Here is a 24,644-nt window from a genome sequence, read left to right on the forward strand (position 1 = left end):
GGGACGGCGGCCGTACGCGTTGCGGAAGCCGGTGTCAGCGTCGGGCCAGGGCCCCCCCCTGCTCCCACGATGCCGGCCTCTCCCCCCAGCTCTGCCACACGGACGTCGGCGAGCCTGCGCCCCGGCCCACCGGAGACGTTGCGGGCGAAGGAGGCCCGGACGGGGTCGAGGAGCATCTCCCCCGCGTCGGAGACACCGCCCCCCACGATGAAACACTCCGGGTCGAGGATCGCGGCCAGGTCGGCCAGGCCGCGCCCGGTCCAGTCGGCCACGGCCTCGAAGCACTCCAGAGCGGCGGGGTCCCCTTCCAGGGCCGCCTGGGTGATGACTTGTCCCTCGATACCCTCCACGCTGCCGTCGGCGAGCTTGAGCATGCGCTCGGCAGCGACGGGGTCGGCACGGGCGAGATCACGCCCTTCGGCGACCAGGGCGCTGCCGCTGGCGTACTGCTCCCAGCAGCCGTGATTGCCGCAGGCGCACCGGCGGCCGTGCGGAACCATCCGGTAATGGCCGATCTCGGCCGCGACCCCGTACCGACCGCGGTGGAGCTTCCCGCCCAGGACGAGACCGCCGCCGATGCCGGTACCGAGGGTGATGCACACGATGTGGTCGCTGTCGCGGCCGGCGCCGAAACGGGCCTCGGCCCAAGCAGCGGCGTTGGCGTCGTTCTCGATCACCACGGGCAGGCCGACACGTTCCTGAACGCGGTCGCGCAAGGGGTGATCGCGCAGCCCGATGTTGACCGCGACCTGGACGGTGGCACGGTCCTCGTCGACAAAACCGGCCACACCCACACCGACAGCCCCGATCTCGCCGGAGTCCCGGCGTGCACGCAGCTCACCGACGGCGCGGGCCACGACGTCGGCCAGTGCCCGGGGGTCCTCGGCGGGGGTGGGGTGCTTGACCCGGTCGAGGATCTGCCCGTGGGGGTCGACGACACCGGCGGCGACCTTGGTCCCGCCGATGTCTACGCCGATGGTCAGCATGGGGGCAGCTCCTTCGCACTTACGCACGAACTCTGACATAAGTAGGCGCCTTCAGGCCAGAGTCCTTGCAAATGGTGAAAACCATTCGATTAAACCAGGCCGAGCCGCCTCTGGCACCCCCATCGCCGTACTCGGTCAGGCGCGGGGCTCCCCGCTCCCCTCGCGAACTCCCCCGGAACCGGATCCGGTCCGATGGCCCCGAGCCTCGGCCTCCTCCGCCTCCCGGGCGGCGCGCCCCTCCTCACGGGCCTGCTCCAAGGAGCGCTCGAGCACGCCCCAGGTACGGCCCACGGCGTCGGCCAGACTCAGACCGGCCCGGCCCAGGTGGCCGGCGACCTCGGGTGCGGCCTTGCGCACGATGTCGAAGACCTCCTCGGCGGCCGGCCTGGGCTCGGGCGCCTCGAGCCGGATCGCCTCGCCCCACACGTCCTCCTCCTTGGAGCCGGAGACCGCCGCACCGACCCCGCGCTTGAGGCCGGCCGAGAGGAGCCTGCGCTGGACGTCGTCGACGAGTCCCAGGACACTGCCGATGGGGTCGGGCTCCGCGGGACGGTTGCGCCCCTGGTCGCCTCGTTGCCCGGTCTCGCGGGCGTTGTTGTCCGTCATGTCCCTCTCCTGTCGTGACACGTCCTCGGCTTCACGTTAACCGGGCGCGCGGGCCTCGGACAGGGGCCCGAGCCGGTCTCCCGAAGGTTCCGGGGACGGGCCCGAGAATTCCGGGCGTTGTTGTGGACACACTCGGCCGGCGGAGGGGCAGCAGGAACGAACACCCCCGAAAACCCTCACTCCAGAACAGGGACACGAATGTGCGCATGGGGCACACCAAGGGATATCGTCACGTGCGAATGAGGCGCCCCGACAGCGCGTCATCGCAGGGTGTCCGGTCACTGTTGGATACCGAACGGCGACCTGTCCTACTCACGAGTAGCATTCATTGTTACGGTCATCACGTCCCCACACATCAGAATCCGTTCACGTCCAGGAGCACCACGTGCGCGAATACAGCTCTCCAGCGGTCGTCGAGATCTCCGACGACGCACGGCTGACCGACACGCTCTACGCCCGCGCGGCCGCCGAGCCCAAGGCCACGGCCGCCCGTAAGCAGGAGTCCGAAAGCCGGTGGCGTGTCATCAGCGTCGAGGAGATGCACGGCGACGTCGCCGCCTACGCCAAGGCTCTGATCAACGCCGGTGTGGCCCACGGTGACCGCGTCGCCCTGCTGTCCCGCACCCGCTACGAGTGGACGGTCGTCGACTACGCCATCTGGTCGATCGGTGCCGTCACCGTGCCGATCTACGAGACCTCCTCCCCCGAGCAGATCGAGTGGATCCTCTCCGACTCCGGCACCAAGGCCGTCTTCGTCGAGAACGACGAGCACGCTCAGCGCGTCGAGGCGGTCCGTTCCAACACGCCCGAGCTCCAGCAGATCTGGCGCATCGACGAGGCGGAGTTCACCGAACTGCGCGCAAGCGGCTCCGAGGTCTCCGACGAGGTTCTCGAGGAGCGCCGCACCGCCGTCAAGGCCGACGACCTGGCCACCCTCATCTACACCTCCGGGACCACCGGCAGGCCCAAGGGCTGCCGGCTCACCCACCGCAACTTCCTCTTCATCGCCCGCAGCGCCCTGGAGGGCCCCGCCAAGAAGGTCCTCAAGGGCCACGAGGACCCCTCCACCCTGCTGTTCCTGCCGCTGGCGCACGTCTTCGCCCGCTTCGTGCAGGTCATGGTCATCGAAGCCAAGGCGACCCTGGGCCACTTCCCTTCGGCCGGCCCAGAGCTCATCGACCAGTTCTCGGTCTTCAAACCGACCTTCTTGCTGGCCGTCCCCCGCGTGTTCGAGAAGGTCTACACCAAGGCCGAACAGAAGGCGACGGCCGAAGGCAAGGGCAAGATCTTCAACGCCGCGGCCGACACGGCGATCGCCTACAGCAAGGCTCTCGACACCGGCCAGGTGCCGCTGTCGCTGCGCCTGAAGCACAAGCTCTTCGGCAAGCTGGTCTACGGCAAGATCACCGACCGCCTCGGCGGCGAGGCCGAGTACGCCGTCTCCGGCGGTTCCGCCCTCGGCTCGCGTCTGGGCCACTTCTTCCGCGGCATCGGTTTCACCATCATCGAGGGTTACGGCCTCACCGAGACCACCGCCCCGACCTCGGTCAACAGCCCCGAGTTCAACAAGATCGGGACCGTGGGCCAGCCCCTGCCGGACACCTCCGTCAAGATCGCCGAGGACGGGGAAATCCTCCTCAAGGGCGACCACATCATGACCGGCTACTGGGGGAACGAGAAGGCCACCAAGGAGGCCTTCACGGAGGACGGTTACTACCACACCGGTGACCTCGGTGCCCTGGACGACGACGGCTTCCTCTCTGTCACCGGCCGCAAGAAGGAGATCATCGTGACCGCCGGCGGCAAGAACGTCGCACCGGCCGTCCTGGAGGACCGCATCCGTGCCAGCGCGCTGGTCTCCCAGTGCATGGTGGTCGGTGACAACCGCAAATTCATCGCCGCGCTCGTCACGATCGACCCCGAGTCCTTCGAGCAGTGGAAGCAGCAGAAGGGCAAGACCGGCGAGATCGCCGAAATGACCGACGACCCCGACCTGAACGCCGCGGTCCAGGAGGCCGTGGACAACGCCAACCAGGCCGTGTCCAAGGCCGAGAGCATCCGCAAGTTCAGGATCCTGCCCGCCGACTTCTCCGAGGAGAGCGGCGAGATGACCGCCTCGCTCAAGGTCAAGCGCCACGTGGTGAACAAGGCATGGAGCAAGGAGATCGAGGAGATCTACAACGGCTGAGACCGTTGCGTCACCATGATCGGCCCCGGGCCCGTGCCGAGCCCCATACGGACACGGACACACGCCGCGCGAACGCGCACACCCGCCTCCGAGCCCCCATGGCGCACGCGGAAGCACCGAAACGGCCCTGGGGCACCTCCATCGGCGTCTGCGCGCCCCCGGCCGCCACACAGGCCACAGGGCCTTCTGGGGACGAACGACCCGGACACACGACGGACCCGGCCGTAGCACGGCCGGGTCCGTCGTCGATAGGGCGATCCGTCCTCGGGGAGCGGATCCGCCGGGTCACTCGTTAATGCCCGTCCTTGCCCTCCTCCGGGCCCTCCTGGGAGGTGTGGTCGTGGGAGTGGTGCAGGTGGTGGCCACTGTGCGGCTCCACGTCGCGCACCGTCACGTTGTCCTTCGTGTACCAGTGCGCGAGCGCCCTGCGGAGCTTGCCCATGCCCTTGCGGGCCTCGGGGTTCTCCACACCGCTCGGATCCACGTCCTCCTCCGCCAGGGCGGTGGAGGAGGGATCCCGCTTGCTGCTGAGCACCTCCACCGTCTCGGCGGAGCTCTCCTTGTGCATCTCGATGAACTCACCGCTGGGCAGCTGCCGGATGGTGCCGCTCTCGTAGCCCTGCTCCAGGGTCTCCCGGTCACGGCGCTGCAGCCCCAGGCAGATGCGCTTGGCGATGACGAACCCGAGGATCGGCCCCGCGATCGCCAGGACCCTGAAGATGTAGGTCGTGAGATACAGGTCGATCGAGAAGGTCTCCGACAGGACGTCGTTGGAACCCGCCATCCACAGCACGCCGTAGAAGACGATGCCGGCCACGCCCACACCGGTGCGGACCGGTGCGTTGCGGGGACGGTCGGCGACGTTGCGGGCGCGCTTGTCACCGGTGATCCACTGCTCGATGAACGGCCACAGGGCCAGCCCACCGAAGATCAGCCCCGGGATGACCAGACCGGGCACGAGGACCGCGGTCATGATCGGGTAGCCGGCGATCTGGAAGTCGAACCAGTTCGGGAAGATTCGCAGCGAACCCTCCATGAAGCCCATGTACCAGTCCGGTTGGAGGCCGGAGGTGATGGACGTCGGCGCGAACGGCCCGAACAGGTGGACCGGGTTGATCTGAACGAAGGCGCTCAGACCCGCGATCACGGCGAAGGTGAAGAAGAAGAATCCACCCGCCTTGACCGCGAAGGCCGGGAACATGGGTGTCCCGACCACTGTCTTGTCGGTTTTCCCCACCCCCGGATATTGGGTGTGTTTCTGGTGCCACAGGATCATGAAGTGCGCGACGATCAACCCCAGCAGCAACGCCGGGATCAGCAATACGTGCAACACGTACAGCCTGGTGATGATGTCCTCGCCGGGGAACTCCCCGCCGAAGAGGAACATCGAGATGTAGGTACCGACGAGCGGGATCGCCAGCATCACGCCTTGCAGGATCCGTACACCCATGCCCGAGGGCAGGTCGTCCGGCAGGGAGTAGCCGAACAGGCCCTCCACCATCGCGAGGACGAAGATCGCCACACCGATGAGCCAGTTGATCTCGCGCGGCTTGCGGAACGCACCGGTGAAGAACACGCGGAGCATGTGGATCACCAGAGCGGCGACGAAGATCAGCGCCGCCCAGTGGTGGATCTGCCGCATCAGGAAACCGCCGCGCACATCGAAGTCGATGTACAGCGTGGAGGCGAACGCCTCCGACATCGGGACGCCCTGCATACTTTCGTAGGAGCCGTCGTAGACGACCTCCAGCATGCTGGGCTTGAACCAGAGCGTCAGGAAGACGCCGGTGATCAGCAGGATGATGAACGAGTAGAGCGCGATCTCACCCAGCATGAACGACCAGTGGTTCGGGAAGACCTTGCGAAGGTTCTTCTCACCGGTCTTGGCCAGATGGAAGCGGTCGTCGATGTAGTTGCCGACGCCGCGCAGTGCCTTGGGTGCCTGAGTCGTCTTGCTCATCAGCTACCGCCACCCCCCTGGTATTCCCAGAACGTCGGACCGGTCGGCTCGTTGAAGTCACCGGTCGAGATGAGGTAGCCCTCATCGTCCACACCGATCGGGAGCTGCGGCAGGCCGCGGTGGGCCGGGCCGAAGACGACCTTGGCGGCGTCCGTGGCATCGAATGTCGACTGGTGGCACGGGCACAGGATGCGGTGTGTCGTGCGCTCGTACAGCGCTGCCGGGCACCCGACATGCGTGCAGATCTTCGAGTAGGCGACGATCCCGTTGTACGTCCAGTTCAAGTGGGTCTCGTCGGAGCCCTCCGAGACCGGCTGGTTCATGCCGTCCTTCCAGTCGTCCTCCGGGATCTTGATCAGAAGGATCACGGATTTCGCCTGGTCGTTCAGGCTGATGCCGTGCGGGTACCGCTCGTCGTCGATGGCGGGCAGGGCGGAGATCATCCCGTTGGGGTCGTTCTCCAGGTCCTCGGCCCGCAGGGCACGGTGGGTGCCCTCGACGTACATGCGACGGCCGTTCTCCCACGGGGTGTGGTGCATCATGTCCCGGGGCAGCGGGCCCAGGTCGCGCAGCAGCACGACGGGGGCGATGCCCAGCGGGATCATCGAAGCGATGAGCGTGCGGCGCATGAGCGGACGCTTGGTGAAACCGCTCTCGTCGGCGCCCTTCATGAAGAACTCGCTGAAGGAGCCCTTCTCCTGATCATCGGAGGGCAGCTCGTCGTAGGGCGAGTGCACCTCGTAGTGGGGCATCACGTTGCGGGCCCACACGGTCATACCCGCGCCGATACCGAACATCGCCAGGGTGAGCGTGCCACCCAGCAGCATGTTCGAGTACTGCGCGATCTGCGGGGACGCGATCGCCGGCTCGCCGGACGCGTTCGGCGGGAAGACGAAGTAGGACGCGATGAAGGCGATCCCGGCCAGAGTGGCGACGATGAACCACGCCGACGCCATCTTGTCCCCGCGGCGCTGCTGCTCCTCGGAGCGAAGATGCGTCTCGGAGGGTTCGAAGGGCCCTGCGTGACCGCTCTCGTTCTCTGCTGTCGGCTCGGAGACCACGCGCTCCTCAGCGGAGGCCGACGGGGTGCCGACCACGCGCTCGGGCTTCTCGTGCCCGGCCTCATTCTTGTCGTTGTTGTTGTTCTCAGTCATGGGCACGCTGCTTCGCGGTGATCCAGATCGCACAGGCCACGATCAGGGAGAGACCCACGGTCCACCCGATGAAGCCCTCGGCGACCTGACCGACACGGTCCAGGGCGAAGATCCCGCCCGCATCGGGTTCGGCCTGGAGGGTCTTCACATAGGAGATGAGCTCCTGCTTCTCCTCCGGTTCGATGACGCCGTCACTGAACATCGGCATGGCGCCGGGACCACTGACCATGGCCTCGTAGATCTCGCGCGGGGTCGCGTCGTGGATCTCGGGGGCCCAACGGCCATCGGTCAAGGCTCCGCCCCCGCCGGACCAGCTGTGGCAGTGCGCACAGTTGGTCAGGTAGAGCTTCATGCCCATGTCGGTGTCTTCGGCACCCTCGATGTAAGAGTCGTATTCGGCCTCGTAGGTCTCGAGGGCCTCCTCGTAGGAACCCTCGTCCTCGAAGTCCTCGCGCTGCGGCTCACTGCCCGGCACCTCGTAAGGCACGTCGGGGCCTGCTTCGCCGTCCCTGATCTCCGCGTCGTAGTACGCGATCAGGTTGGCGAGCTCCTCCTCGGACATGACCATCGCTTTGCGCGGCATCTGGCTGTCCGGGTCCATGGACGGCATACGTCCGGTGCTGACCTGGAAGTTGACCGAAGCGGACCCGGCCTCACGCAGGTCTGGCCCGTTCGGGGTGCCGGAGCCGTCCTGCCCGTGGCAGCTCGCACACGTCTGGTCGAAGATGGCCCTGCCCTCGGCGATGTCGACGTCGTCCGGGGCCGGGGCCTCAGCGGCGAGGGTCTGTGCCCTGGCGTCCTCGGCGGTGGGGGCCATCGCGGCGTACCCCACGCCGAACAGGGCTAGCGCGAGGATGACGACGACATACCCCGCCAGGGGATGCCGCCGCCGCGCGGTAATCCATTTCACGGTTTCCCCGTTTCGGGTCACTGGATGAAGTAGATGGTGAAGAACAAAGCGACCCAGACGACGTCGACGAAGTGCCAGTAGTAGGACACGACGATCGCACTGGTCGCCTGCTGGTGGGTGAAGCGCTTCGCGGCGTACGTGCGTCCCAACATGATGAGGAACGCGATCAACCCACCGATGACGTGGAGTCCGTGGAAGCCCGTGGTCAAGAAGAACATCGACCCGTAGGGACTCGACTGCAGAGTCAGCCCCTCGTGAGCGATGAGCTCGTAGTACTCATACGCCTGTCCGCAGATGAAGAACAGGCCCATGAAGAACGTGATGAAGAACCACATACGCAGCTTCCGAACATCCCCGCGCTCCGCGGCCCAGACGCCGAACTGCGCAGTGAAGCTGGAAGCCACCAGGACCACGGTGATGGTCGACGCCCACGGAACGTTGAGGTGGGCGTCCGGCCAGGCCCCGAGGTCGGGGTCTCCGGTGATCACCGATCGGATGGTGAAGTACATCGCGAACAGCGCAGCGAAGAACATGAGCTCGTTGGCAAGCCAAACGATGGTGCCAACACTCACCAGGTCAGGACGCTTTGCCGCACCATGCGCTGGTGTCGGTGCTGTTTTTGGGTTCGCGGTTGCTGTCGCCACGGGAGCATTATTACGGCATCTCGCGCAGCGCCGTACTCGACCCCCCGTAAGGCGACGGATCAGCACCGGCATCGACCGCCCGGAAGCACCCGGACGCCTACCTGCCCGTGACTCGGGCGTTACTGTAACGATCGGCCCGGCCGGGGCGCTTCTACGACACGCTGTAGGCGCCACACCGGCCTGATCCTGGGCGTCCTGGGCTTTTCCGTACCCCTGGGAGGTGCACGCGAACCACCCCGGACCAACGCCCGGACAACAAAAGGATCACCGTTGCATAACATGGCCGCTGAGCACGGTGAGGCGCGTCACTCGCGGCCCCCGGTGGGCAGGTGTCCAACGTCTCAGCGGATGGGACGGCCCCCGGTCTTCACTGTGCAGCACGAGCGCGAGGGAATACAGTCGGAGGGGACAGCCAATGAACCCCTACGGCCGCCACCCCCGAGCTGCGGCCGTGGACCGACGTGATGGGACGGTTGCGCGATGGTGGGCAGTGGTACCGACTCCGGCACCAGGATGCGCGTGCTGATCTACAGCGACAACGCCGAGACCCGTGAACAGGTGCGCCTGGCCGTGGGCCGCCGGCCCGCCGCGGACGTGCCCAAGGTGGAGTTCTTCGAGTGCGCGACCGCCCCCGCGGTCATCAACAAGCTGGACTCCAAGGATCCCGGGGACCGCATCGACGTGGCGATCTTCGACGGCGAGGCCGCCTCCCCCATCGGTGGCATGGGCCTGTGCCGCCAGGTCAAGGACGAGATCTTCCGCTGCCCGCCGGTCCTGCTCCTGGTGGGACGGCGCGACGACGGCTGGCTGGGCACGTGGTCGCGTGCAGAGGCCGTCGTCAGCCATCCGATCGATCCCGTCGCCCTGGCGGAGTCCCTGGCCGAGCTCATGCGCTCACGCGCGATGCTCGTCGACGGGTGAGGCACGTGGCTCACCGACACGGTCGGAGCGCACAGAACGACGGCCAGGAGCAACTGCGCCGTCGTCTCGTTCTGGGCGGGGCACTCAACCACGGTGCCGACATCGGGCGATGGCGCGGCCCGGCGCCTCTCCGAAACTGAAAGCGCGGGGACCGGCCCTGCCGTGCAGCCTGCCCGGTCCCCGCCGAAAAGCCCCGTTGCCGTGCACAGCCCGTGGAGTCACACCATGAACGTCCCGACCTCAGCCGCCCCTGCCGAGGAACCCTCCGGCGTCACCGAGCGGAACTGGTCCAACCTCATCACCGCGCTGCTCGGCGGAACCGGCCTGGCCGCCGCCGACACCGAGTGGGCGATGAACGAGATCATGTCGGGCTCGGCCACCGACGCCCAGGTCGCCGGTTTCGCGATCGCCCTGCGTGCCAAGGGTGAGAGCGTCTCGGAGGTCAGCGGCTTGGCCGAGGGCATGCTCGACAACGCGGTGGGTCTACAGGTTCCGGGGCCGACACTGGACATCGTGGGCACCGGCGGCGACCGCGCCCACACGGTGAACGTCTCGACGATGGCCGCGATCGTCTCGGCCGCGGCGGGCGCGCGTGTGGTCAAGCACGGCAACCGGGCGGCCTCCTCCTCGTGCGGGACCGCCGACGTGCTCGAACGCCTGGGCGTGGTGCTGGACCTGCCCCCGCACCTGACGGCGCGGGTGGCCCAGGAGGCCGGCATCACCTTCGCGTTCGCGCCGATGTTCCACCCGTCGCTGCGGTTCGCCGCCAAGCCGCGCCGTGAACTGGCGGTGCCGACGGTGTTCAACTTCCTGGGGCCTCTGACCAACCCGGCCCGGCCCACCGCTTCGGCGATCGGGGTCTTCGACGAGCGCATGTGCGAGACCATCGCCGGTGTGTTCGCCCGGCGCGGCTCGGACGCCCTGGTCTTCCGCGGCGACGACGGCATCGACGAACTGACGATCTCCACGACGTCCACGGTGTGGGTGGTGCGCGGGGGGCAGGCCCGCCGCGAGGTCCTCGACCCCGTGGAACTGGGGATCCCCCGCTCCCCGCAGGACGCCCTGCGCGGCGGGGACGTGGAGTTCAACGCCCGCGCCGTGCGCGAGACGGTCCAGGGCCGTGAGGGCCCGGTGCGTGACGCCGTCCTGCTCAACGCGGGTGCCGCGCTGGCAGCCGTGGACGGTGTCGAGGGGTCGTTGACCGAGGCGGTGCGCGCCGGTTACGAGCGGGCCGCGCAGGCCGTCGACAGCGGGGCGGCCCGGCACGCCTTGGAGACGTGGGTGGAGACCAGCCAGGCGCACGCCAAGCAGGCCTGAGGGCGCCGCTGGGCCCCGGGCACGACAGGGGGCGGACCCGTTTTCCGACGGGCCCGCCCCCTGCTCCGTGTGCGTCGTACGACCCGTCCTGTGTCCGTGCCTCGTGGGCGGGCCGTCACCAGCCCAGTGCGAAGGCCGACTCCAGGTCGTGCTTGGAGTAGGCCTGGAACGAGATGTGGGTGTCCGAGGAGAGCACCCCCGGGACCTTGTTGACGTGGCCGGGGATGACGTCGGCGAGGTCCTCGTGGCGGCGTACGCGCACCATGGCGATGAGGTCGACACCGCCGGTGACGGAGTAGACCTCGCTGACCCCCTCGATCTCCGCGATCGCCTCGGCGACCTCGGGGATGCGGTTGACGTCGGCCTTGATCATGACGATCGCGGTGATCACTGTGCCTCCAGGGTTGGTTCGGGCGGAGCGGGGCGGGCCCGGAGAATGCAGCTCAGTAGATGTCGGAGAGCCGTGTCCCGGAGCGCCAGCGCAGCCGGTAGACCACCAGTCCCAGGACGACCCCGGCGATGAACCCGTACACGTGCGCGGCGTAGGCCACGCCGGAGTCCTCGCCGGGTGCGTCGGAACCGGTGACGTAGAGAAGATACTGAAGGACGAAGTAACTGCCCACCAGCGCCCATCCGGGCAGCCGCATGGGGATGACCACGAACACCAGGGTCGTGACCCGGCTGCGGAACTGTACGACGAGGTAGGCACCGAGCACCCCGGAGATCGCTCCGGAGGCCCCGACCATGGGTACTTCCCCGCCCAGGTCGCTCAGGGTCTGGCCCAGGGCGGCGGCCAGGCCGGTGACCAGGTAGAGCGCCAAGAAGCGCAGGCGGCCGATGCGGTCCTCCACGACCGGCCCGAAGACGAACAGGTAGACCATGTTGCCGAGCAGGTGGGCGGCGCCGCCGTGCACGAACATGGAGCTGAGCAGCGAGAACCAGACCGCCTTGCCCTCGATCTGCCCGCATTCGGCGACGATGGGGGCGGCCAGGCCGGTGGTCCCGGTGAGTTCGGCGGGGACCGCGCCCCAACGCATGAAGTAGTCCTGGATGGCGCAGAAGCGCTCCACGGCCTCCGGCGGGTACCAGACGGCGGTGGCGGCCTGGGGTGAGGCCAGGTAGAGAAGGACGTTGGCCGCGATCAGGGCGTAGGCGACCACAGGGGCACGGCGGACCGGATAGTCGTCATTGAGCGGGAGCGCGGCCATGCGCCCAGTGTGTCATTTCGGCGTGGGCCTCCGCGCTCCGCAGCGGGCATGTCCATTCGCCCTCGAGGCGCACCAGGCGGGTGGCGGGGTCGGTGAGCCACTCCAGGACGAGCTCGCCCTCGGCGGCGGTGGCCCTGGGGACGGGGCCCGGTCCTGGTTCGACGTGTTCGGCGGTGGCCTCGAGGGAGGCGAGGAAGGCCTCGGGGTCGGTACCCGGGCGCAGGACGGCGCTTGCCGCCAAGCGGCCGTGGCGCACGACGGCGGTCTCCCAGCCCAGCGGCCCGGGACGGGCGGCGACCACGTGGGGCAGGGCTGCCAGGGAGGCCAGGCGTTGGGAGCGCCCGGCCCCGCGCAGGAAGGCGGTGAGCCGGTCGCGCAGGGCCGCGGCCTCTTCGTAGCGCAACTGCTCGGACATCTCCCGGATGCGGGCGGTGTGGGTGTCCACGACCGCCGCGGGGTCGCCGGTCATGGCCTCGCGGGCGGCGTCGGCGTGGGCGGTGTAGGCGGCTCGGCTCTCGGTGCCGTCGCAGGGGGCGCCGCAGCGGCCGAGTTGGGCGAGCACACAGGGTTCGACGGTGCGCCGGGGCGGGTCGAAGGTGTGGGTGCACTGGCGCAGCGGGAAGGCGGCCAGAAGCGCCTCGCGGGCCCGGTCGGCCTCCTTCGGGGAGGTGTAGGGCCCCAGGTAGGGGGCGCCGTCGTCCTTGATGGCGCGCACCACGGACAGGCGAGGGAAGGCCTCGGCGGTGAGTTTGACCCAGTGGACGCGTTCGGGGTGGCGCGAGCGGCGGTTGTAGGGCGGTTTGCGTTCGGCGATGAGGCGCAGTTCGCGGACCGAGGCCTCCAGCTCGGTGGCGCACACGATGGGGGTCACCCCTTCGACGACGCCGGCCATCTCACGGATGCGTTGCCGGTTCTCGGCGGCGGTGAAGTAGGTGCGTACGCGGTGGCGCAGGTTCTTGCTCTTGCCGACGTAGAGGCCGGCGCCGTTGGCGTCGGTGAACACGTACACGCCTGGGGCCTCGGGCAGCCCTTCGGCGAGATGGCGTTTGGCGATCTGTTGTCTGGTCGGGGGTTTGGTGACCGAACGCAGTTCCTCGAGGCTGTGCACGCCCATGGGGCCCAGGCGGTCGATGAGCCCGTGCAGGACGTCGACGGTGGCGCGTGCGTCGTCCAGGGCCCGGTGGTTGGGGGTGACCGGTGTACCGAAGAAGGCGGCGAGGGTGCCGAGCTTGTGGTTGCGGGTCTCCCCCCGGCCCAGGACCGCACGGGCCAGGCGCAGGGTGTCGACCACGGGCGGGGCGGGCCAGGGGTGCCCGTGGCGTTCGCAGGCGGCCTTGAGGAACCCGGTGTCGAAAGATGCGTTGTGGGCGACCAGGGCGGTGCCGGGATCGCGGCACAGGTACTCCAGGAGATCGGGCAGGACCTCCTCCATGGGCGGGGCGGTGGCGACCATGGACTGGGTGATACCGGTCAGGAGGGTGATGGTCGCGGGGACGACGACGCCGGGGTTCACCAGGGTGGTGAACTCGTCGACGACCTCCCCTCCGCGGACCCTCACGGCGCCGACCTCGGTGATCCGCGCGCCGGTGGCGCTGGTGCCCGTCGTCTCGAGGTCCAGCACGACGAACGTGGTCTCGGCCAGCGGGGTTCCGAGGTCGGCGATGCTGGTCTGGACGCCTTCGCGGGTCTGAGGCTGTGACACGCGGCCAGGGTAGTCGGCGCCTGCGACCGAACCTTCCGGGATGCATCCACCCGCGCCCGAGATGGAAGGATGTGGGAACGACCCCACACGAGAAGGAGACGATCGTGGCCATCGCGAAGCCGGGCGACGACGGACGTCGGCGCTACGCCGGGTACGGAGACCTCACGCGGTTCGATGCGACCCGGACGGTGCGTTCCGGGGACTTCGTGCACCAGGAGCTGTCCGGCACCGGGGCCGGGGAGGAGCACACGGTCCTGTCGGAGACGGGGGAGCGGGTGCGGTGCCGCCGGTGCTCCGCCACGGACACGGTCCGGGTCGTGGCCCGGCCCGGTGCCGCGCGCTCCGTCCGGACGGCCGAGCGCGTCTCGGGACGGGCATGAGCACGGATCCGGAGGAGACGGCCGGGGCGGGCGGTGAGGGGGCTTCGGAGCCCGGTGCCGAGTACTCCCCCGAACCCGCCGACACCGGTGAGCAGTTGGCGCGTCCCCTCCCCGAACAGGTGCGCGCCCGGGTCGTGGAATACGGTTCCGACGTCCTGGGCGGGATGCGCTCGTCCGAGCTGCCGCTCGTGCTGCGCCGGGTCGCCCGATTCGAGCCGCGGCGCCGTGCGCGTCTTGCGGGCCCGCAGATCGCCGCCCAGTTGGAGACCGATGCCGGTTTCCGCTCCCGGGTGGCCTCCCGTGTGGAGCAGGTGTGGCCGGAGCTCGTCGAGGGGCTGCGGTCCGGTGTGGTTCCGCCGGCGGCCGACCCGGTCGCGGTCGCGGCCTGTGCTTATCTCGTGCGCCCCGAGGGGTGGGCCGAGATCATCGAGAACATCCACGGGGAGTTGGAACGGCGGGTCGTCGCCCAGGAGGCCGACGAGGCGGCTGAGGCCGCCGAGGCCGCGCGCACGCAGTTGGAACAGGTCAGACGCGAGCACCGGACCGAGAACGAACGACTGCGTTCTCGGATGAAGGAGCAGCGTTCGGAGATCGCCGATCTGCGGCGCCGGATCCACCACGAGCGCGGACGCGCCAAGGAGGCCACCGAGCGGGCCGAACGTGCGCTGGAGGAGACCGCGGGTCGCGAGAGCGAGTCGGCCGCCCGGGTCAGCGCCCTGGAGTCGGAGAACCGGCGCCTGCGTGCACGTGTGGTGTCGGCGGAGACGCAGGTGGAGAACGCCCGGCGCGCGGCGCGCACGGGGCGCAACGCCGACGAGGCCCGCCTGCGGGTGCTGTTGGACGTGCTCGTGGAGGCCGGGCACGGCCTGCGGCGGGAACTGGCCCTGCCGACGTCCCTGGACAGCCCGGCCGACATGGTCGCCGGAGGCGAGGACAGACGCGCGTCACTGGAGGGGTTGCCCGACGACGACCCCGGGTTGTTGGGACACCTGTTGACGGTGCCGCGCGTGCACCTGCTGCTGGACGGCTACAACGTGACCAAGACCGGGTACGGGACGCTTCCGCTGGTCGACCAGCGCACCCGGTTGTTGTCCTCCCTCGAGGGGTTGGCGAGCCGGACCAAGGCCGAGATCACGTGTGTGTTCGACGGCGCGGACGTGGACACCCCTCCGGTGGTCGCAGGCCCGCGGCGTGTGCGGCTGCTGTTCAGTGAAGCGGGTGAGACCGCCGACGAGCTCATCGTGCGTCTGGTGGGCGCCGAACCCCCGGGGCGTCCGATCGCCGTGGTGACCTCCGACCAGGAGATCGTGTCGGCGGTGCGGCGGGCCGGGGCGCGTGCGGTGCCCTCGGCGGTGTTCCTGCGCGGACTGGAAACCACCGGTTGAACCGTCGCCTCCCGGGCCGCTGGTGTAACACGTACCACCGTGGTGGGCACGGGCGCGGACGGTGTGGGCCCTGGCCTGGGAGGACCCTCCGTCCGAACCCGCTGATAACCGGCGGACTCGGCCATCGGATCGGCCCCTGTGGTTGAGCCCTGCCGGACGGTCCGCTAGGTTCTTCCCGAACGTGAGTGCTCTCCCGGGTAGTGGATCGTACGCGTGTCCGCCCCGAACCGGTGGAGTCCCCGCTGCGCTCACGCCTCCCCGCCAGGACGGTCGGTGAGGAACCCCTTCAGTCTCGCCCCCGTACAAGCATGCGGACTCATCAACCTCAAGGAGCGTGGACCGCCATGAAGAACCCCGGTGGTCGGCGTCAAGCTCGCCGAATCGCATCGACAGGCATCGGAATGGTGGCCGCTGGTGCCATCCTCGTCCCCGGAACCGCATACGCGGACCCCTCCCAGGACGAGGTCGAGGACCGTGTCGAAGAGCTCAACGAGGAGGCCTCCACCCTCGTCGAGGAGTACAACCAGGCCAAGGAGGACCACGAGACCGCCGAGGCCCAGTACGAGGAGATCGACAGCCAGGTCGGCGATGAGCAGGAGCGCTACGACGAGCTGCAGGAACAGGTCCAGCAGTTCGCCAACGCGACCTACCAGTCGGGCGATATGGACTCCACGACCAATGTGCTGACCTCCGAGGGTCCCGAGGCTCTGCTCGAGCAGAACGCGGACCTCAACTACCTGTCCGAGAACCAGATCCAGGAGCTCGACGACTTCAGCGACTCGGCCGAGCGGCTGTTCTCGCTCAAGGACGAGTCGGAGCAGGCGCTCCAGGACGCCGAGGACCAGCTCGAGGAGGCCGAGGAGGCCAAGGACGAGGTCGAGAGCAAGATCGAGGAGCAGCAGGAGCTGCTCGCCGAGTTCCCCGACTCCGACCCCTCCTCCGAGGGCGCCGACGATTCCGGCGGATCCTATACCGGAGGTGCGAGCGGCAACGCCGGCTCGGCCCTGGACTTCGCCTACGCGCAGGTCGGTCTGCCCTATGTCTACGGCGGCACCGGCCCCGACGGCTACGACTGCTCCGGCCTGGTGCAGGCAGCATGGCGTTCGGCCGGTGTGGATCTGCCCCGCACCACCTACGCCCAGGCCGAGGTGGGCCAGCGCATCACCGACATGAGTGCGCTGCAGCCCGGCGACATCATGTTCTTCTCCGGTATGAGCCACAACGGCCTCTACGCCGGTGGCGACCAGATGGTGCACGCGCCCCGCACGGGCCGCAACATCGAGGTCGTCGGCCTGGCCGCCTACTGGGGCGGGCAGTTCGAGTTCGCGGTGCGCCTCTAGGCACCGCGGGGACGGCAGGATCCGTCCGCGCGCACCACGGGCGGTGGCAGCCGGAGCGCCGGGCCACCGCCCGTGGTGCGGCGGGCACGGTGTCAGCGGGCGCGGGACAGCACGTGCTTCTGGAGGGCTTCCAGCGGCCCCTGGCGGAAGCGGCGCAACCAGAGCGCGGACCCGGCCATCAGGAGCAGGGACATCGCGGCCCACGAACCGAGGATCCACCACGATCCGCTCCCGGCCATTCGTTCGGTGAGCCCGAGGCCGAACCCATAGCAGACCAGCATCAGGACCAGGTTCTGCGCCACGTAACCTGTCATGGCCATCCGCCCCAGGGCGGACAGGCCGGCCGCGACGGGCCCTGTGCCACCGCATCGGTCGAGCAGGGCACCGACGAGCCCGATGACACCGAGGGCGACCAGGGGCGCGGCCATGTAACGGTCGACGAGCAACCACTCCTGCCCGCCCAGAGCGGCGACGAGGGTGAACGGGACGCCGGTGCCCAGCCCCCAGCGCAGGAGCCGGCTGCGGATGAGGCGGCCGGTGCTGTGGTCCCCGAAGGCACCGGCGCGGAAGAGGCGTACACCGAGCAGGAACATGAAGACCATGAGGGCGAAGCTCACGATGGGCTCGGCGCGCAGGAGCAGGAAGTGCTCCAGGCGGAAGACGATCTGGTCCGGGTAGGAGCCGTTCGCGTAGAGCTCCACCACTTCGGCCGGCACCTCGTCCTGCCCCTCGGATGCAGGTAGCAGGACCAGGAGCGCGGTGGCCATGGACATCAGGGCCAGGTGCAGGCCCAGCGAGCCCCACAGGAACCGTGTCCGCAGTCGTTCGGAGCGGCCCAGGAGCCAGGCCACCAGCAGCGCGACGACCGCGTACCCCATGAGCACGTCGAAGGCGAAGACCAGGGTGAAGTGCACCGTGCCTTCGACGAAGAGGAAGAGGGCCCGCCACTTGTAGACCCCGGGCCACCGCTGGTCGCGTTTGCGGGCGGACCTGTACTGCAGGGCCAGACCGGCTCCGAACATGAGCGTGAGGAGAGCGAAGAAGGTTCCGTTGGCGGCGGTACGGAAGAGGCCCTCGGCCAGCGTGGACACGGACGGGTCGTCGAGGAAGAGCCCCATCGGGAGCGCGCCGGCACCGCCGAGGAGTGCGGAGGCCTCTCCTCCGGGCGCGGTGAACAGCCACACGTTGGTGGCCAGGGTTCCCAGGATCGCCGAACCCCGCAGCAGATCGAGCAAGGGCATGCGGGTCTGTTCACGTGGCGGGGCCGGTGCGGCGCCGCCACGGGCCGGTGCGGTCATCGTTCTCCCCCGTTCAGGCGCCGGTGGTCCCCGGAGCGGGGGCCAGGAGCCGGTCGATGTGGGTGCACAGGACCGTGCGAATGCGGTCTGCGCCGAAGTGGTCGGAGCCGAGGAGGTGGTGGATGGTGAGGCCGTCGACCAGGGACACCAGGGCGACGGCCTCCTCCGTGGGATCGTTCTCCGTTGGAAAGGCCCCGGTCTGCCCGGCGATGGTGAAGGCGTCGGCGAACCCGTCCACGAGCAGGCGTGTGGTCCCGCGGTGCAGGCCGGCCAGGTCCGGATCGGTGACGGTGGCGGGCAGGAACTCCAGCCACACGGTGAGTTCGGTGCGGCGTTCCTCGTCCAGGGGCAGGAGTGTCTCGGCCAGGCGCAGGAGGAGATCGCGGAAGGGCGGTCGGCGCTCGACCCCCTCCAGGCGTTCGGCGCCGCGGCGGTAGAGGTGCTCCACGCCGAAGCGGAGGAGGTCCTTCTTGCTGCGGAAATAGCGCTGGACCATGCCCACGGAGGCGCCTGCCTCCTCGGCGACGTCGACCATCGTGGTGTCGGCCAGGCCCTTGCGGGCGACGACGCGCAGGAGTGCGCGGGCTATGCGGTCTCGGCGTTCATCGTGGTCTGCTGTTCGTGGCACATAAAAATATTACGAGCATATTTTTATTGCTGCAACCGGTGGCCGCATCCGGCCCCGGGGCCGTAGTGGCACACCGGGTGCGTTTTCCGGACTTGTAGCCGGGTTTCGGACACCCGCGCCCGTCCCCAGGGACGTCACGAAACGGTTGAGTGGCGACTGAAGGATGCACTAGTCTTCGACGCCGAGCGTGGTCGCTCCTCTTCGCTGCCGGCCCGGCGGCGACGGCCCCGCCCGGGTGGAGCCCACCCCCAGCACCAGAGTGTCCGGACGCGCCCCATCGCGTCGGCCCGGTGCGGTTCTTCCCGACTCGCCCGGTGCAGTTCCCCGCGCGCACCTTCCCTGCTGCGCGGGGAGAGAAAGGTATCCCCACGTGTCTGCTTCCCACAGCGGCCGAAACCGCCGCACCGCGGTGATCGCATCCCTCACCGCCGGAGCCTTCCTGTTTCCCCACGGCGTCGCCCACGCCGAGCCGAGCGCCGACGACGTGCGCGAGGAGATCGAAGAGCTCCAGGAGGAGTTCTCCTCGCTCAACGCCGAGTACAACGAGGCGCAGGAGACCCACGAGACCTCCGAGGAACGCCTGGAGGAGATCCAGAGCGACATCGAGACGGCCGAGGAACAGGTCGAGGACCTCGCCTCGGGTGTGCGCCGGCTGGCGAACCTGTCCTACTCCGGGGTGGACTACACCTCCCCCACCCAGCTCATCGGTTCCGACGGCCCCGAGACCGCCATGAACCACCAGGCGGACCTGTCCTACCTGGCCGCGCAGAACGACGAGACCCTGGAGCGCTACACCGAGGAACTCGAGCACCTGGAGGCGCTGGAGTCCGAGGCCTCCGACACCGAGGAGAAGGCCGCGACCGCGCTCGAGGAAGCGGAAGAGGCCACCGGATCGGCCGAGGAGGCCATCGAGGAGCAGGAAGCGCTCCTGGAGGAACTCACCGAGGAAGAGCGGGCCGAGGCCACCGAGTCCGTCGGTGACGGCGGCGGCAGCGGCGGCAGTGACGCCGGCGGGGGCAGCTACGACGGCCCCGCATCCGGCAACGCGCTCACCGCCCTGGACTTCGCCTACGCACAGATCGGCAAGCCCTACGTGTGGGGCGGCACCGGCCCCGACGGCTACGACTGCTCCGGCCTGACCCAGGCCGCCTGGAGCGCCGCCGGGGTGTCCTTGCCGCGCACCACCTACGACCAGATCAACGCCGGCACCCAGATCTCCTGGGAGAACAAGCAGCCCGGTGACCTGCTCTTCTTCTACGGCGCCCAGCCCAGCCACGTGGGCATGTACGCGGGCAACGGCGAGATGGTGCACGCCTCCACCTCCGGCACCCCGATCGGGACCGTGACCCTCAACGACTACTACCGCCAGGAATTCGTCGGCGGCGTCCGGCCCTGACCCACGTGCCCCACGGGTGGGACCGGGTGCCCACAACGCACGGACACGGGGCTCTAGACTCGCTCAGGTGTCGCGAACGCTGATCATCACCAACGACTTCCCGCCCCGACCCGGGGGCATCGAGGCCTTCGTCCACGAGCTGGCGCTGCGCCGGCCCCCGGGATCGGTGGTGGTGTACACCTCCGCCCCGCACCCGCGGGACGCGGCGCGTGACCCGCACTTCGACCTGCGTCAGCCCTTCCCGATCGTGCGCGACGCCGCCCGGACCCTGCTCCCCACCCCACGTGTGGCCGCGCGGGCCCGAGCCATCGCCCGTATGGAGGACTGCGACTCCGTGCTCTACGGCGCCGCCACGCCACTGGGGTTGTTGGCCTCGGGTATGCCGGTCCGGCGGCAGGTGGCCCTCACACACGGGCACGAGGCGTGGTGGGCCTCGGTCCCTGCGGCACGGGAGAGCCTGCGCCGGGTCGGCGAAACGGTCGACACCGTCACCTACCTCGGCGACCACACCCGTGAGCGGCTCGCACGGGCCCTGTCGCCCCGGGCCAGGTACCGCATGCGCCACCTGGCCCCGGGCGTGGACACCGACAGGTTCCGTCCCGGCGCCGGCGGCCGTGCGATCCGCGAACGCCACGGGCTCGGGGACCGACCGGTGGTGGTGTGCGTGTCCCGTCTGGTGCGCCGCAAGGGCCAGGACACCCTGATCCGCGCCTGGCCCCGGGTCCTGGCCGACGTCCCTGACGCGGCACTGCTCGTGGTCGGCGACGGCCCCGAGGCGGCCCGGCTCCGGAACGCCGCCCAGAGGACGGAATCGGTGTACTTCACCGGCCCGGTCGGCGCCGCGGAACTACCCGCCCACTACGACGCCGGGACCGTGTTCGCCATGCCCTGCCGCTCACGCCACGCCGGCCTGGAGGTCGAGGGCCTGGGCATCGTCTTCCTGGAGGCTTCGGCGACGGGACTGCCCGTGGTGGCCGGGGCCTCCGGGGGCGCCACCGACGCAGTCCTGGAGGGTGAGACCGGGGCCGTCGTGGACGCAACCCTGCCCGGCCCCACCGCGCGTGCCCTCATCCGGTTGCTGCGCGCTCCGGAAACAGCCGCCCGCATGGGCGCTCGCGGCCGCGAATGGGTTTCGCGGGAGTGGACCTGGCAGCGTTCCTCCGAGCGCCTCACGGAGCTTCTGGAGGCCTGAGGCCCCAACGCCCGCTCCCGCACCGTCCCCCACGCCCGGCGCGGGGGTCCACAACGGGTCCCGCATGCCCTCCGCGCATGACAAGAACCGCCCCGGTGCCGGGGGGCCGCGCAGAGCGCGACCCCTTCCGGTCACCGGGGCGGTGACGTGGACACCGCACCGTGTGTACTCGCACTCCGAGCAGCCACACGGCGGGGAGCTCCTAGTGCTCGAACTCCTTGCGGTAGTACTCGAACACCCAGCCGATCGCGGTCAGGATGATGGCGAGGAAACCGAGGAACACCATCCACCAGCCGATGGCCACACCGATGGCCGTGAAAACCACGGCAGCTGCCACGAACAGCGGCCACCAGCTGTGCGGACTGAAGAAGCCGAACTCGCCGGCGTTCTCCGCGATCTCGCCGTCCAACCGCTCCTCTGCCGGCAAGCCGTGGAAGTGCTCGCTGCGTCGAGCCGCCATGAGCAGCCAGAAACCCATCATCCAGCCGAAACCGACACCGATGACCAGAGCCGTGGTACCGGTCCACTCGATGGCGCCGTGGTCCTGGTACGACCAGTAGATGTACAGGGCAGCAACCATTCCGAAGAAGGTCGAGATACCCATGAACAGATAGGCCTGTGTCTTCACTTGACCGCCCTACTTCTTCTCTGCGCCCGCGGCGACGGCACCGGGTGCGGCGGCGTGCGGGTGGTTGAGGTCGAAGGCCGGGCGCTCGGACCGGATCCGCGGAAGCGACGTGAAATTGTGCCGCGGCGGCGGGCACGAGGTCGCCCACTCCAGGGAGCAGCCGTACCCCCACGGGTCGTCCACCTCGACCATCGGCGCCTTCTTGGCCGTGACGTACATGTTCCAGAAGAAGATGAGCGTCGAGGCGGCCAGTACGAAGGAGGAGATCGAGGAGATCTGGTTCAGCGTGGTGAAGCCGTCGCCGGGCAGGTAGTCGGCGTACCTGCGGGGGAAGCCGGCCGCACCCAGCCAGTGCTGGACCAGGAAGGTGCCGTGGAAGCCCAGGAACAGCAACCAGAAGTGGAACTTGCCCAGGCTCTCGTTGAGCATCTTCCCGGTGAACTTGGGCCACCAGAAGTAGAACCCGGCGAACATCGCGAAGACCACGGTGCCGAACACGACGTAGTGGAAGTGCGCCACCACGAAGTAGGAGTCGGTGACGTGGAAGTCGATCGGCGGGGAAGCCAACAGCACCCCCGTCAGGCCGCCGAAGAGGAAGGTGGCCAGGAACCCGAGGGTGAACAGCATCGGTGTCTCGAAGGTGAGCTGTCCGCGCCACATGGTGCCGGCCCAGTTGAAGAACTTCACCCCGGTCGGGACCGCGATGAGGAAGCTCATGAACGAGAAGAAGGGCAACAGCACCGCGCCGGTGGGGAACATGTGGTGCGCCCACACGGTGATGGACAGGCCGCCGATGGCGATCGTCGCCGCCACCAGGGACTTGTAGCCGAAGATGGGTTTGCGGCTGAAGACCGGCAGGACCTCGGTGACGATGCCGAAGAACGGCAGCGCGATGATGTAGACCTCGGGGTGTCCGAAGAACCAGAACAAGTGTTGCCACAGGATGGCGCCGCCGTGTTCTGGGTTGAAGACCTGCGTACCGACCATGCGGTCCGCGCCCAGGGCGACGAGCGCACCGGTCAGGACCGGGAACGCGATGAGGACCAGGACACTGGTCAGCAGCGTGTTCCAGGTGAAGATCGACATGCGGAAGGTCGTCATACCGGGTGCACGCATGCACAGGCCGGTGGTGATGAAGTTGACCGCACCGAGGATCGTGCCCAGGCCGGAGACGAGCAGGCCCAGGACCCACAGGTCACCGCCCAGACCCGGTGAACGCACCGCGTCCGAGAGCGGGGTGTAGGCGAACCACCCGAAGCTGGCGGCACCGCCCGGGGTGAGGAAGCCGCTGATGGCGGTGAGGCTGCCGAACAGGAACAGGTAGTAGCTGAACAGGTTCATCCTCGGGAACGCCACGTCGGGCGCACCGATGTGCAGCGGCATGATGACGTTCGAGAACCCGATGAAGAGCGGGGTCGCGAACATCAACAGCATGATCGTGCCGTGCATCGTGAAGAACTGGTTGAATTCTTCGTTGGACATGAACTGCATGCCCGGCGAGAACAGTTCCAGGCGCATCAGGACCGCCAGAACACCGCCGAACAGGAAGAACGCGAACGACGTGATCAGGTACATGTACCCGATCGTCTTGTGGTCGGTCGACGTCAACCAGTTGACGATGATCGACCCCTTGCGCGTCGGTGCCTGCGCGGCACCGCTCTGGGGTTGAGTTTCCGTCGTCGTGGTCATTTAACTGTCAGTCTCCTCGGCGTCCGCGGCATCGACCGCTTCGAGGTCCTCGGTGTCCTCGTCCACGGTCTCCTGCTCGCGCTCCTGGGCCCACTGGGCGTAGTCGTCCTCGGAGAGCACCTCGACGTTGAAGAGCATGCGGGAGTGGTCCACACCGCACAGCTCGGCGCACCGGCCGATGTACTCGCCCTCGGTGTCGTCGTTGAGGTTGGCCTGGAAGGCGTTGTCGTGCCCGGGGATGACGTCCATCTTGAAACCGAACGCCGGGATCCAGAAGGAGTGGATGACGTCGGGCGAGTGGAGGTCGAAGTGGACGGAGGAGTTCTCAGGAAGAACGAGTGTCGTCTGCGTCTCGGGGTCGGCGGTGCCGTCCGGGTTGGGGATACCGGCCTCGGAGTGCAGCACCTCGCCGCCGTTCTCCCGCGTGTCGTCCAGGTAGTTGAACTGCCAGGCCCATTGGAAGGCCACGACCTCGACATGGACGTCAGCGGGTTCCTCGGTGTCCATCAGGTACGCCTGGTCGCGTGCCGTGAAGAAGAAGAGGACCGAGATGATGACGATCGGCAGGACTGTGTAGAGCGCTTCGATGGGCATGTTGTACCGCACCTGGGGCGGCAACTGCTCAGAGCGCTTGCGGTGGAAGATGACCGACCAGATGATCAGTCCCCACACGAGGATGCCGACCGCGAAAGCCGTCACCCATGAGCCCTGCCAGAGCGCGAGAACACGCTCGGCCTGCTCGGTGATCGGCTCCGGCATGCCCAAACGAGTGAGATCGTTCGACGCGCAGCCGGTCGCGGCCAGCCCCAGCACGGCGAGCGCAGCGCCGCGTGGTGCCCATCGGCGCAGAGTTGAGCGCCGATTTTTCTGGCGGGTCGGACTCACGGATTGCCTTCCCAGCGGTGAAGCCTGTGGAGGTCTCCACAGGCGGCCTAAGTATCCAAAGCTTTTCAGGGGCAAACATTATCGCGAACCGCCCAGCCTGCCGCTCAGGGGCTTACCTGGTCAGCGTGTTGCTGAACAACCCCTGCCCGACAAGCGGGACAGCTCGCGGAGCCGGGCCCGTTCGCCCGCGGAGACAAGGCTCCCGGCTGGCTACGAGCGCGGCCCGG

The 24,644-nt window shown here is 68.6% G+C and carries 21 protein-coding genes and 1 pseudogene; 8 read left to right on the forward strand and 14 right to left on the reverse strand.

Annotation, left to right across the window (positions count from 1 at the left end):
* Positions 1 to 56: 56 nt before the first annotated feature.
* Both D473_RS26680 and D473_RS0114175 read right to left on the reverse strand, forming a co-directional pair.
* Positions 57 to 986: pseudogene (locus tag D473_RS26680) on the reverse strand (ROK family glucokinase); the annotation flags it as partial.
* Between the two features lie 135 nt (positions 987 to 1,121).
* Complete coding sequence (locus D473_RS0114175; protein ID WP_017609724.1) at positions 1,122 to 1,592, reverse strand: hypothetical protein; 471 nt, start codon at positions 1,590 to 1,592, stop codon at positions 1,122 to 1,124.
* A gap of 385 nt (positions 1,593 to 1,977) precedes the next feature.
* On the opposite strand from D473_RS0114175, the gene D473_RS0114180 reads away from it, so the two are divergent.
* Positions 1,978 to 3,780 (forward strand): AMP-dependent synthetase/ligase, encoded by a 1,803-nt coding sequence (locus D473_RS0114180; RefSeq protein ID WP_017609725.1) that lies wholly within the window; start codon positions 1,978 to 1,980, stop codon positions 3,778 to 3,780.
* A gap of 292 nt (positions 3,781 to 4,072) precedes the next feature.
* Here the strand turns inward: D473_RS0114180 and qcrB are convergent, their stop codons facing one another.
* The 4 genes from qcrB to ctaE are packed head-to-tail and all read right to left on the reverse strand — an operon-like array spanning position 4,073 to position 8,448.
* Positions 4,073 to 5,740, reverse strand: coding sequence for a cytochrome bc1 complex cytochrome b subunit (qcrB, locus tag D473_RS0114185; RefSeq protein ID WP_017609726.1), 1,668 nt, complete (start codon positions 5,738 to 5,740; stop codon positions 4,073 to 4,075).
* Positions 5,740 to 6,894, reverse strand: a complete 1,155-nt coding sequence (gene qcrA, locus D473_RS0114190; protein WP_017609727.1) for a cytochrome bc1 complex Rieske iron-sulfur subunit — start codon at positions 6,892 to 6,894, stop codon at positions 5,740 to 5,742. Before qcrA ends, qcrB begins: the two co-directional genes overlap by 1 nt.
* The gene (gene qcrC, locus D473_RS0114195; RefSeq protein ID WP_241474797.1) at positions 6,887 to 7,804 is read right to left on the reverse strand and encodes a cytochrome bc1 complex diheme cytochrome c subunit; all 918 of its coding nucleotides are present in this window, start codon (positions 7,802 to 7,804) and stop codon (positions 6,887 to 6,889) included. The genes qcrA and qcrC overlap by 8 nt, the downstream gene beginning before the upstream one ends.
* A gap of 17 nt (positions 7,805 to 7,821) precedes the next feature.
* Positions 7,822 to 8,448, reverse strand: coding sequence for an aa3-type cytochrome oxidase subunit III (gene ctaE / locus D473_RS0114200; RefSeq protein ID WP_193373283.1), 627 nt, complete (start codon positions 8,446 to 8,448; stop codon positions 7,822 to 7,824).
* Positions 8,449 to 8,928: 480 nt separating this feature from the next.
* On the opposite strand from ctaE, the gene D473_RS0114205 reads away from it, so the two are divergent.
* Together D473_RS0114205 and trpD are read left to right on the forward strand one after the other, a co-directional pair.
* Positions 8,929 to 9,369: a chemotaxis protein CheY gene (locus D473_RS0114205; RefSeq protein WP_017609730.1), complete on the forward strand. Its 441-nt coding sequence runs from the start codon at positions 8,929 to 8,931 to the stop codon at positions 9,367 to 9,369.
* A 225-nt stretch (positions 9,370 to 9,594) separates the two neighbouring features.
* Positions 9,595 to 10,686 carry an anthranilate phosphoribosyltransferase gene (gene trpD, locus D473_RS0114210; RefSeq protein WP_017609731.1) on the forward strand — a complete coding sequence of 364 codons (1,092 nt, stop codon included), beginning with the start codon at positions 9,595 to 9,597 and terminating at the stop codon, positions 10,684 to 10,686.
* A 115-nt stretch (positions 10,687 to 10,801) separates the two neighbouring features.
* On the opposite strand, the gene D473_RS0114215 is transcribed toward trpD, so the two are convergent.
* From D473_RS0114215 to D473_RS0114225, 3 genes are read right to left on the reverse strand one after another with little or no spacing between them, the layout of a single operon-like run.
* A complete protein-coding gene (locus tag D473_RS0114215) occupies positions 10,802 to 11,077 on the reverse strand; it encodes an Lrp/AsnC family transcriptional regulator (RefSeq protein WP_017576826.1) in 276 nt (91 codons plus the stop codon).
* A 52-nt stretch (positions 11,078 to 11,129) separates the two neighbouring features.
* Positions 11,130 to 11,894 (reverse strand): rhomboid family intramembrane serine protease, encoded by a 765-nt coding sequence (locus D473_RS0114220; protein ID WP_017609732.1) that lies wholly within the window; start codon positions 11,892 to 11,894, stop codon positions 11,130 to 11,132.
* Entirely contained in the window at positions 11,872 to 13,596 is a 1,725-nt protein-coding gene (locus tag D473_RS0114225) for a DEDD exonuclease domain-containing protein (protein ID WP_017609733.1), read from the reverse strand. The genes D473_RS0114220 and D473_RS0114225 overlap by 23 nt, the downstream gene beginning before the upstream one ends.
* Before the next feature lie 104 nt (positions 13,597 to 13,700).
* Here D473_RS0114225 and D473_RS0114230 point away from each other — a divergent pair, with 104 nt between their 5' ends.
* The 3 genes from D473_RS0114230 to D473_RS0114240 all read left to right on the forward strand — a co-directional run bounded on the left by D473_RS0114230 (position 13,701) and on the right by D473_RS0114240 (position 16,701).
* Positions 13,701 to 13,976: a hypothetical protein gene (locus D473_RS0114230; RefSeq protein WP_026126947.1), complete on the forward strand. Its 276-nt coding sequence runs from the start codon at positions 13,701 to 13,703 to the stop codon at positions 13,974 to 13,976.
* A complete protein-coding gene (locus D473_RS0114235; RefSeq protein WP_017609735.1) occupies positions 13,973 to 15,361 on the forward strand; it encodes an NYN domain-containing protein in 1,389 nt (462 codons plus the stop codon). Before D473_RS0114230 ends, D473_RS0114235 begins: the two co-directional genes overlap by 4 nt.
* Positions 15,362 to 15,762: 401 nt before the next feature.
* Entirely contained in the window at positions 15,763 to 16,701 is a 939-nt protein-coding gene (locus D473_RS0114240; protein WP_017609736.1) for a C40 family peptidase, read from the forward strand.
* 92 nt (positions 16,702 to 16,793) lie between these two features.
* Here the strand turns inward: D473_RS0114240 and D473_RS0114245 are convergent, their stop codons facing one another.
* Together D473_RS0114245 and D473_RS0114250 are read right to left on the reverse strand one after the other, a co-directional pair.
* The gene (locus D473_RS0114245; protein ID WP_017609737.1) at positions 16,794 to 17,999 is read right to left on the reverse strand and encodes a DUF418 domain-containing protein; all 1,206 of its coding nucleotides are present in this window, start codon (positions 17,997 to 17,999) and stop codon (positions 16,794 to 16,796) included.
* A gap of 13 nt (positions 18,000 to 18,012) precedes the next feature.
* Positions 18,013 to 18,627, reverse strand: a complete 615-nt coding sequence (locus D473_RS0114250) for a TetR/AcrR family transcriptional regulator (protein WP_026126948.1) — start codon at positions 18,625 to 18,627, stop codon at positions 18,013 to 18,015.
* Between the two features lie 370 nt (positions 18,628 to 18,997).
* Here D473_RS0114250 and D473_RS0114255 point away from each other — a divergent pair, with 370 nt between their 5' ends.
* Complete coding sequence (locus D473_RS0114255) at positions 18,998 to 20,023, forward strand: C40 family peptidase (RefSeq protein ID WP_026126949.1); 1,026 nt, start codon at positions 18,998 to 19,000, stop codon at positions 20,021 to 20,023.
* Between the two features lie 67 nt (positions 20,024 to 20,090).
* Positions 20,091 to 21,215, forward strand: a complete 1,125-nt coding sequence (locus D473_RS0114260) for a glycosyltransferase family 4 protein (RefSeq protein WP_017609740.1) — start codon at positions 20,091 to 20,093, stop codon at positions 21,213 to 21,215.
* Between the two features lie 202 nt (positions 21,216 to 21,417).
* On the opposite strand, the gene D473_RS0114265 is transcribed toward D473_RS0114260, so the two are convergent.
* Genes D473_RS0114265 through ctaC form a run of 3 tightly spaced genes read right to left on the reverse strand, consistent with a single transcriptional unit; the run spans position 21,418 to position 24,417 of the window.
* Entirely contained in the window at positions 21,418 to 21,843 is a 426-nt protein-coding gene (locus D473_RS0114265) for a cytochrome c oxidase subunit 4 (RefSeq protein WP_017609741.1), read from the reverse strand.
* 9 nt (positions 21,844 to 21,852) lie between these two features.
* Positions 21,853 to 23,532 (reverse strand): aa3-type cytochrome oxidase subunit I, encoded by a 1,680-nt coding sequence (ctaD, locus tag D473_RS0114270; RefSeq protein ID WP_017609742.1) that lies wholly within the window; start codon positions 23,530 to 23,532, stop codon positions 21,853 to 21,855.
* The gene (ctaC, locus tag D473_RS0114275; protein ID WP_449406452.1) at positions 23,533 to 24,417 is read right to left on the reverse strand and encodes an aa3-type cytochrome oxidase subunit II; all 885 of its coding nucleotides are present in this window, start codon (positions 24,415 to 24,417) and stop codon (positions 23,533 to 23,535) included.
* Between the last annotated feature and the right edge of the window lie 227 nt (positions 24,418 to 24,644).

The organism is Nocardiopsis xinjiangensis YIM 90004 (assembly GCF_000341145.1).
Classification (GTDB): Bacteria; Actinomycetota; Actinomycetes; order Streptosporangiales; family Streptosporangiaceae; genus Nocardiopsis; species Nocardiopsis xinjiangensis.

Bases quoted from the DNA above. Each gene is read 5' to 3' on its own strand.
- qcrB (WP_017609726.1), bottom strand. From the start codon at position 5,740: ATGAGCAAGACGACTCAGGCACCCAAGGCACTGCGCGGCGTCGGCAAC.
- trpD (WP_017609731.1), top strand. From the start codon at position 9,595: ATGAACGTCCCGACCTCAGCCGCCCCTGCCGAGGAACCCTCCGGCGTC.
- qcrA (WP_017609727.1), bottom strand. From the start codon at position 6,894: ATGACTGAGAACAACAACAACGACAAGAATGAGGCCGGGCACGAGAAG.
- D473_RS0114220 (WP_017609732.1), bottom strand. From the start codon at position 11,894: ATGGCCGCGCTCCCGCTCAATGACGACTATCCGGTCCGCCGTGCCCCT.
- ctaD (WP_017609742.1), bottom strand. From the start codon at position 23,532: ATGACCACGACGACGGAAACTCAACCCCAGAGCGGTGCCGCGCAGGCA.
- D473_RS0114245 (WP_017609737.1), bottom strand. From the start codon at position 17,999: ATGACCGCACCGGCCCGTGGCGGCGCCGCACCGGCCCCGCCACGTGAA.
- D473_RS0114175 (WP_017609724.1), bottom strand. From the start codon at position 1,592: ATGACGGACAACAACGCCCGCGAGACCGGGCAACGAGGCGACCAGGGG.
- D473_RS0114240 (WP_017609736.1), top strand. From the start codon at position 15,763: ATGGTGGCCGCTGGTGCCATCCTCGTCCCCGGAACCGCATACGCGGAC.
- D473_RS0114235 (WP_017609735.1), top strand. From the start codon at position 13,973: ATGAGCACGGATCCGGAGGAGACGGCCGGGGCGGGCGGTGAGGGGGCT.
- D473_RS0114205 (WP_017609730.1), top strand. From the start codon at position 8,929: ATGGTGGGCAGTGGTACCGACTCCGGCACCAGGATGCGCGTGCTGATC.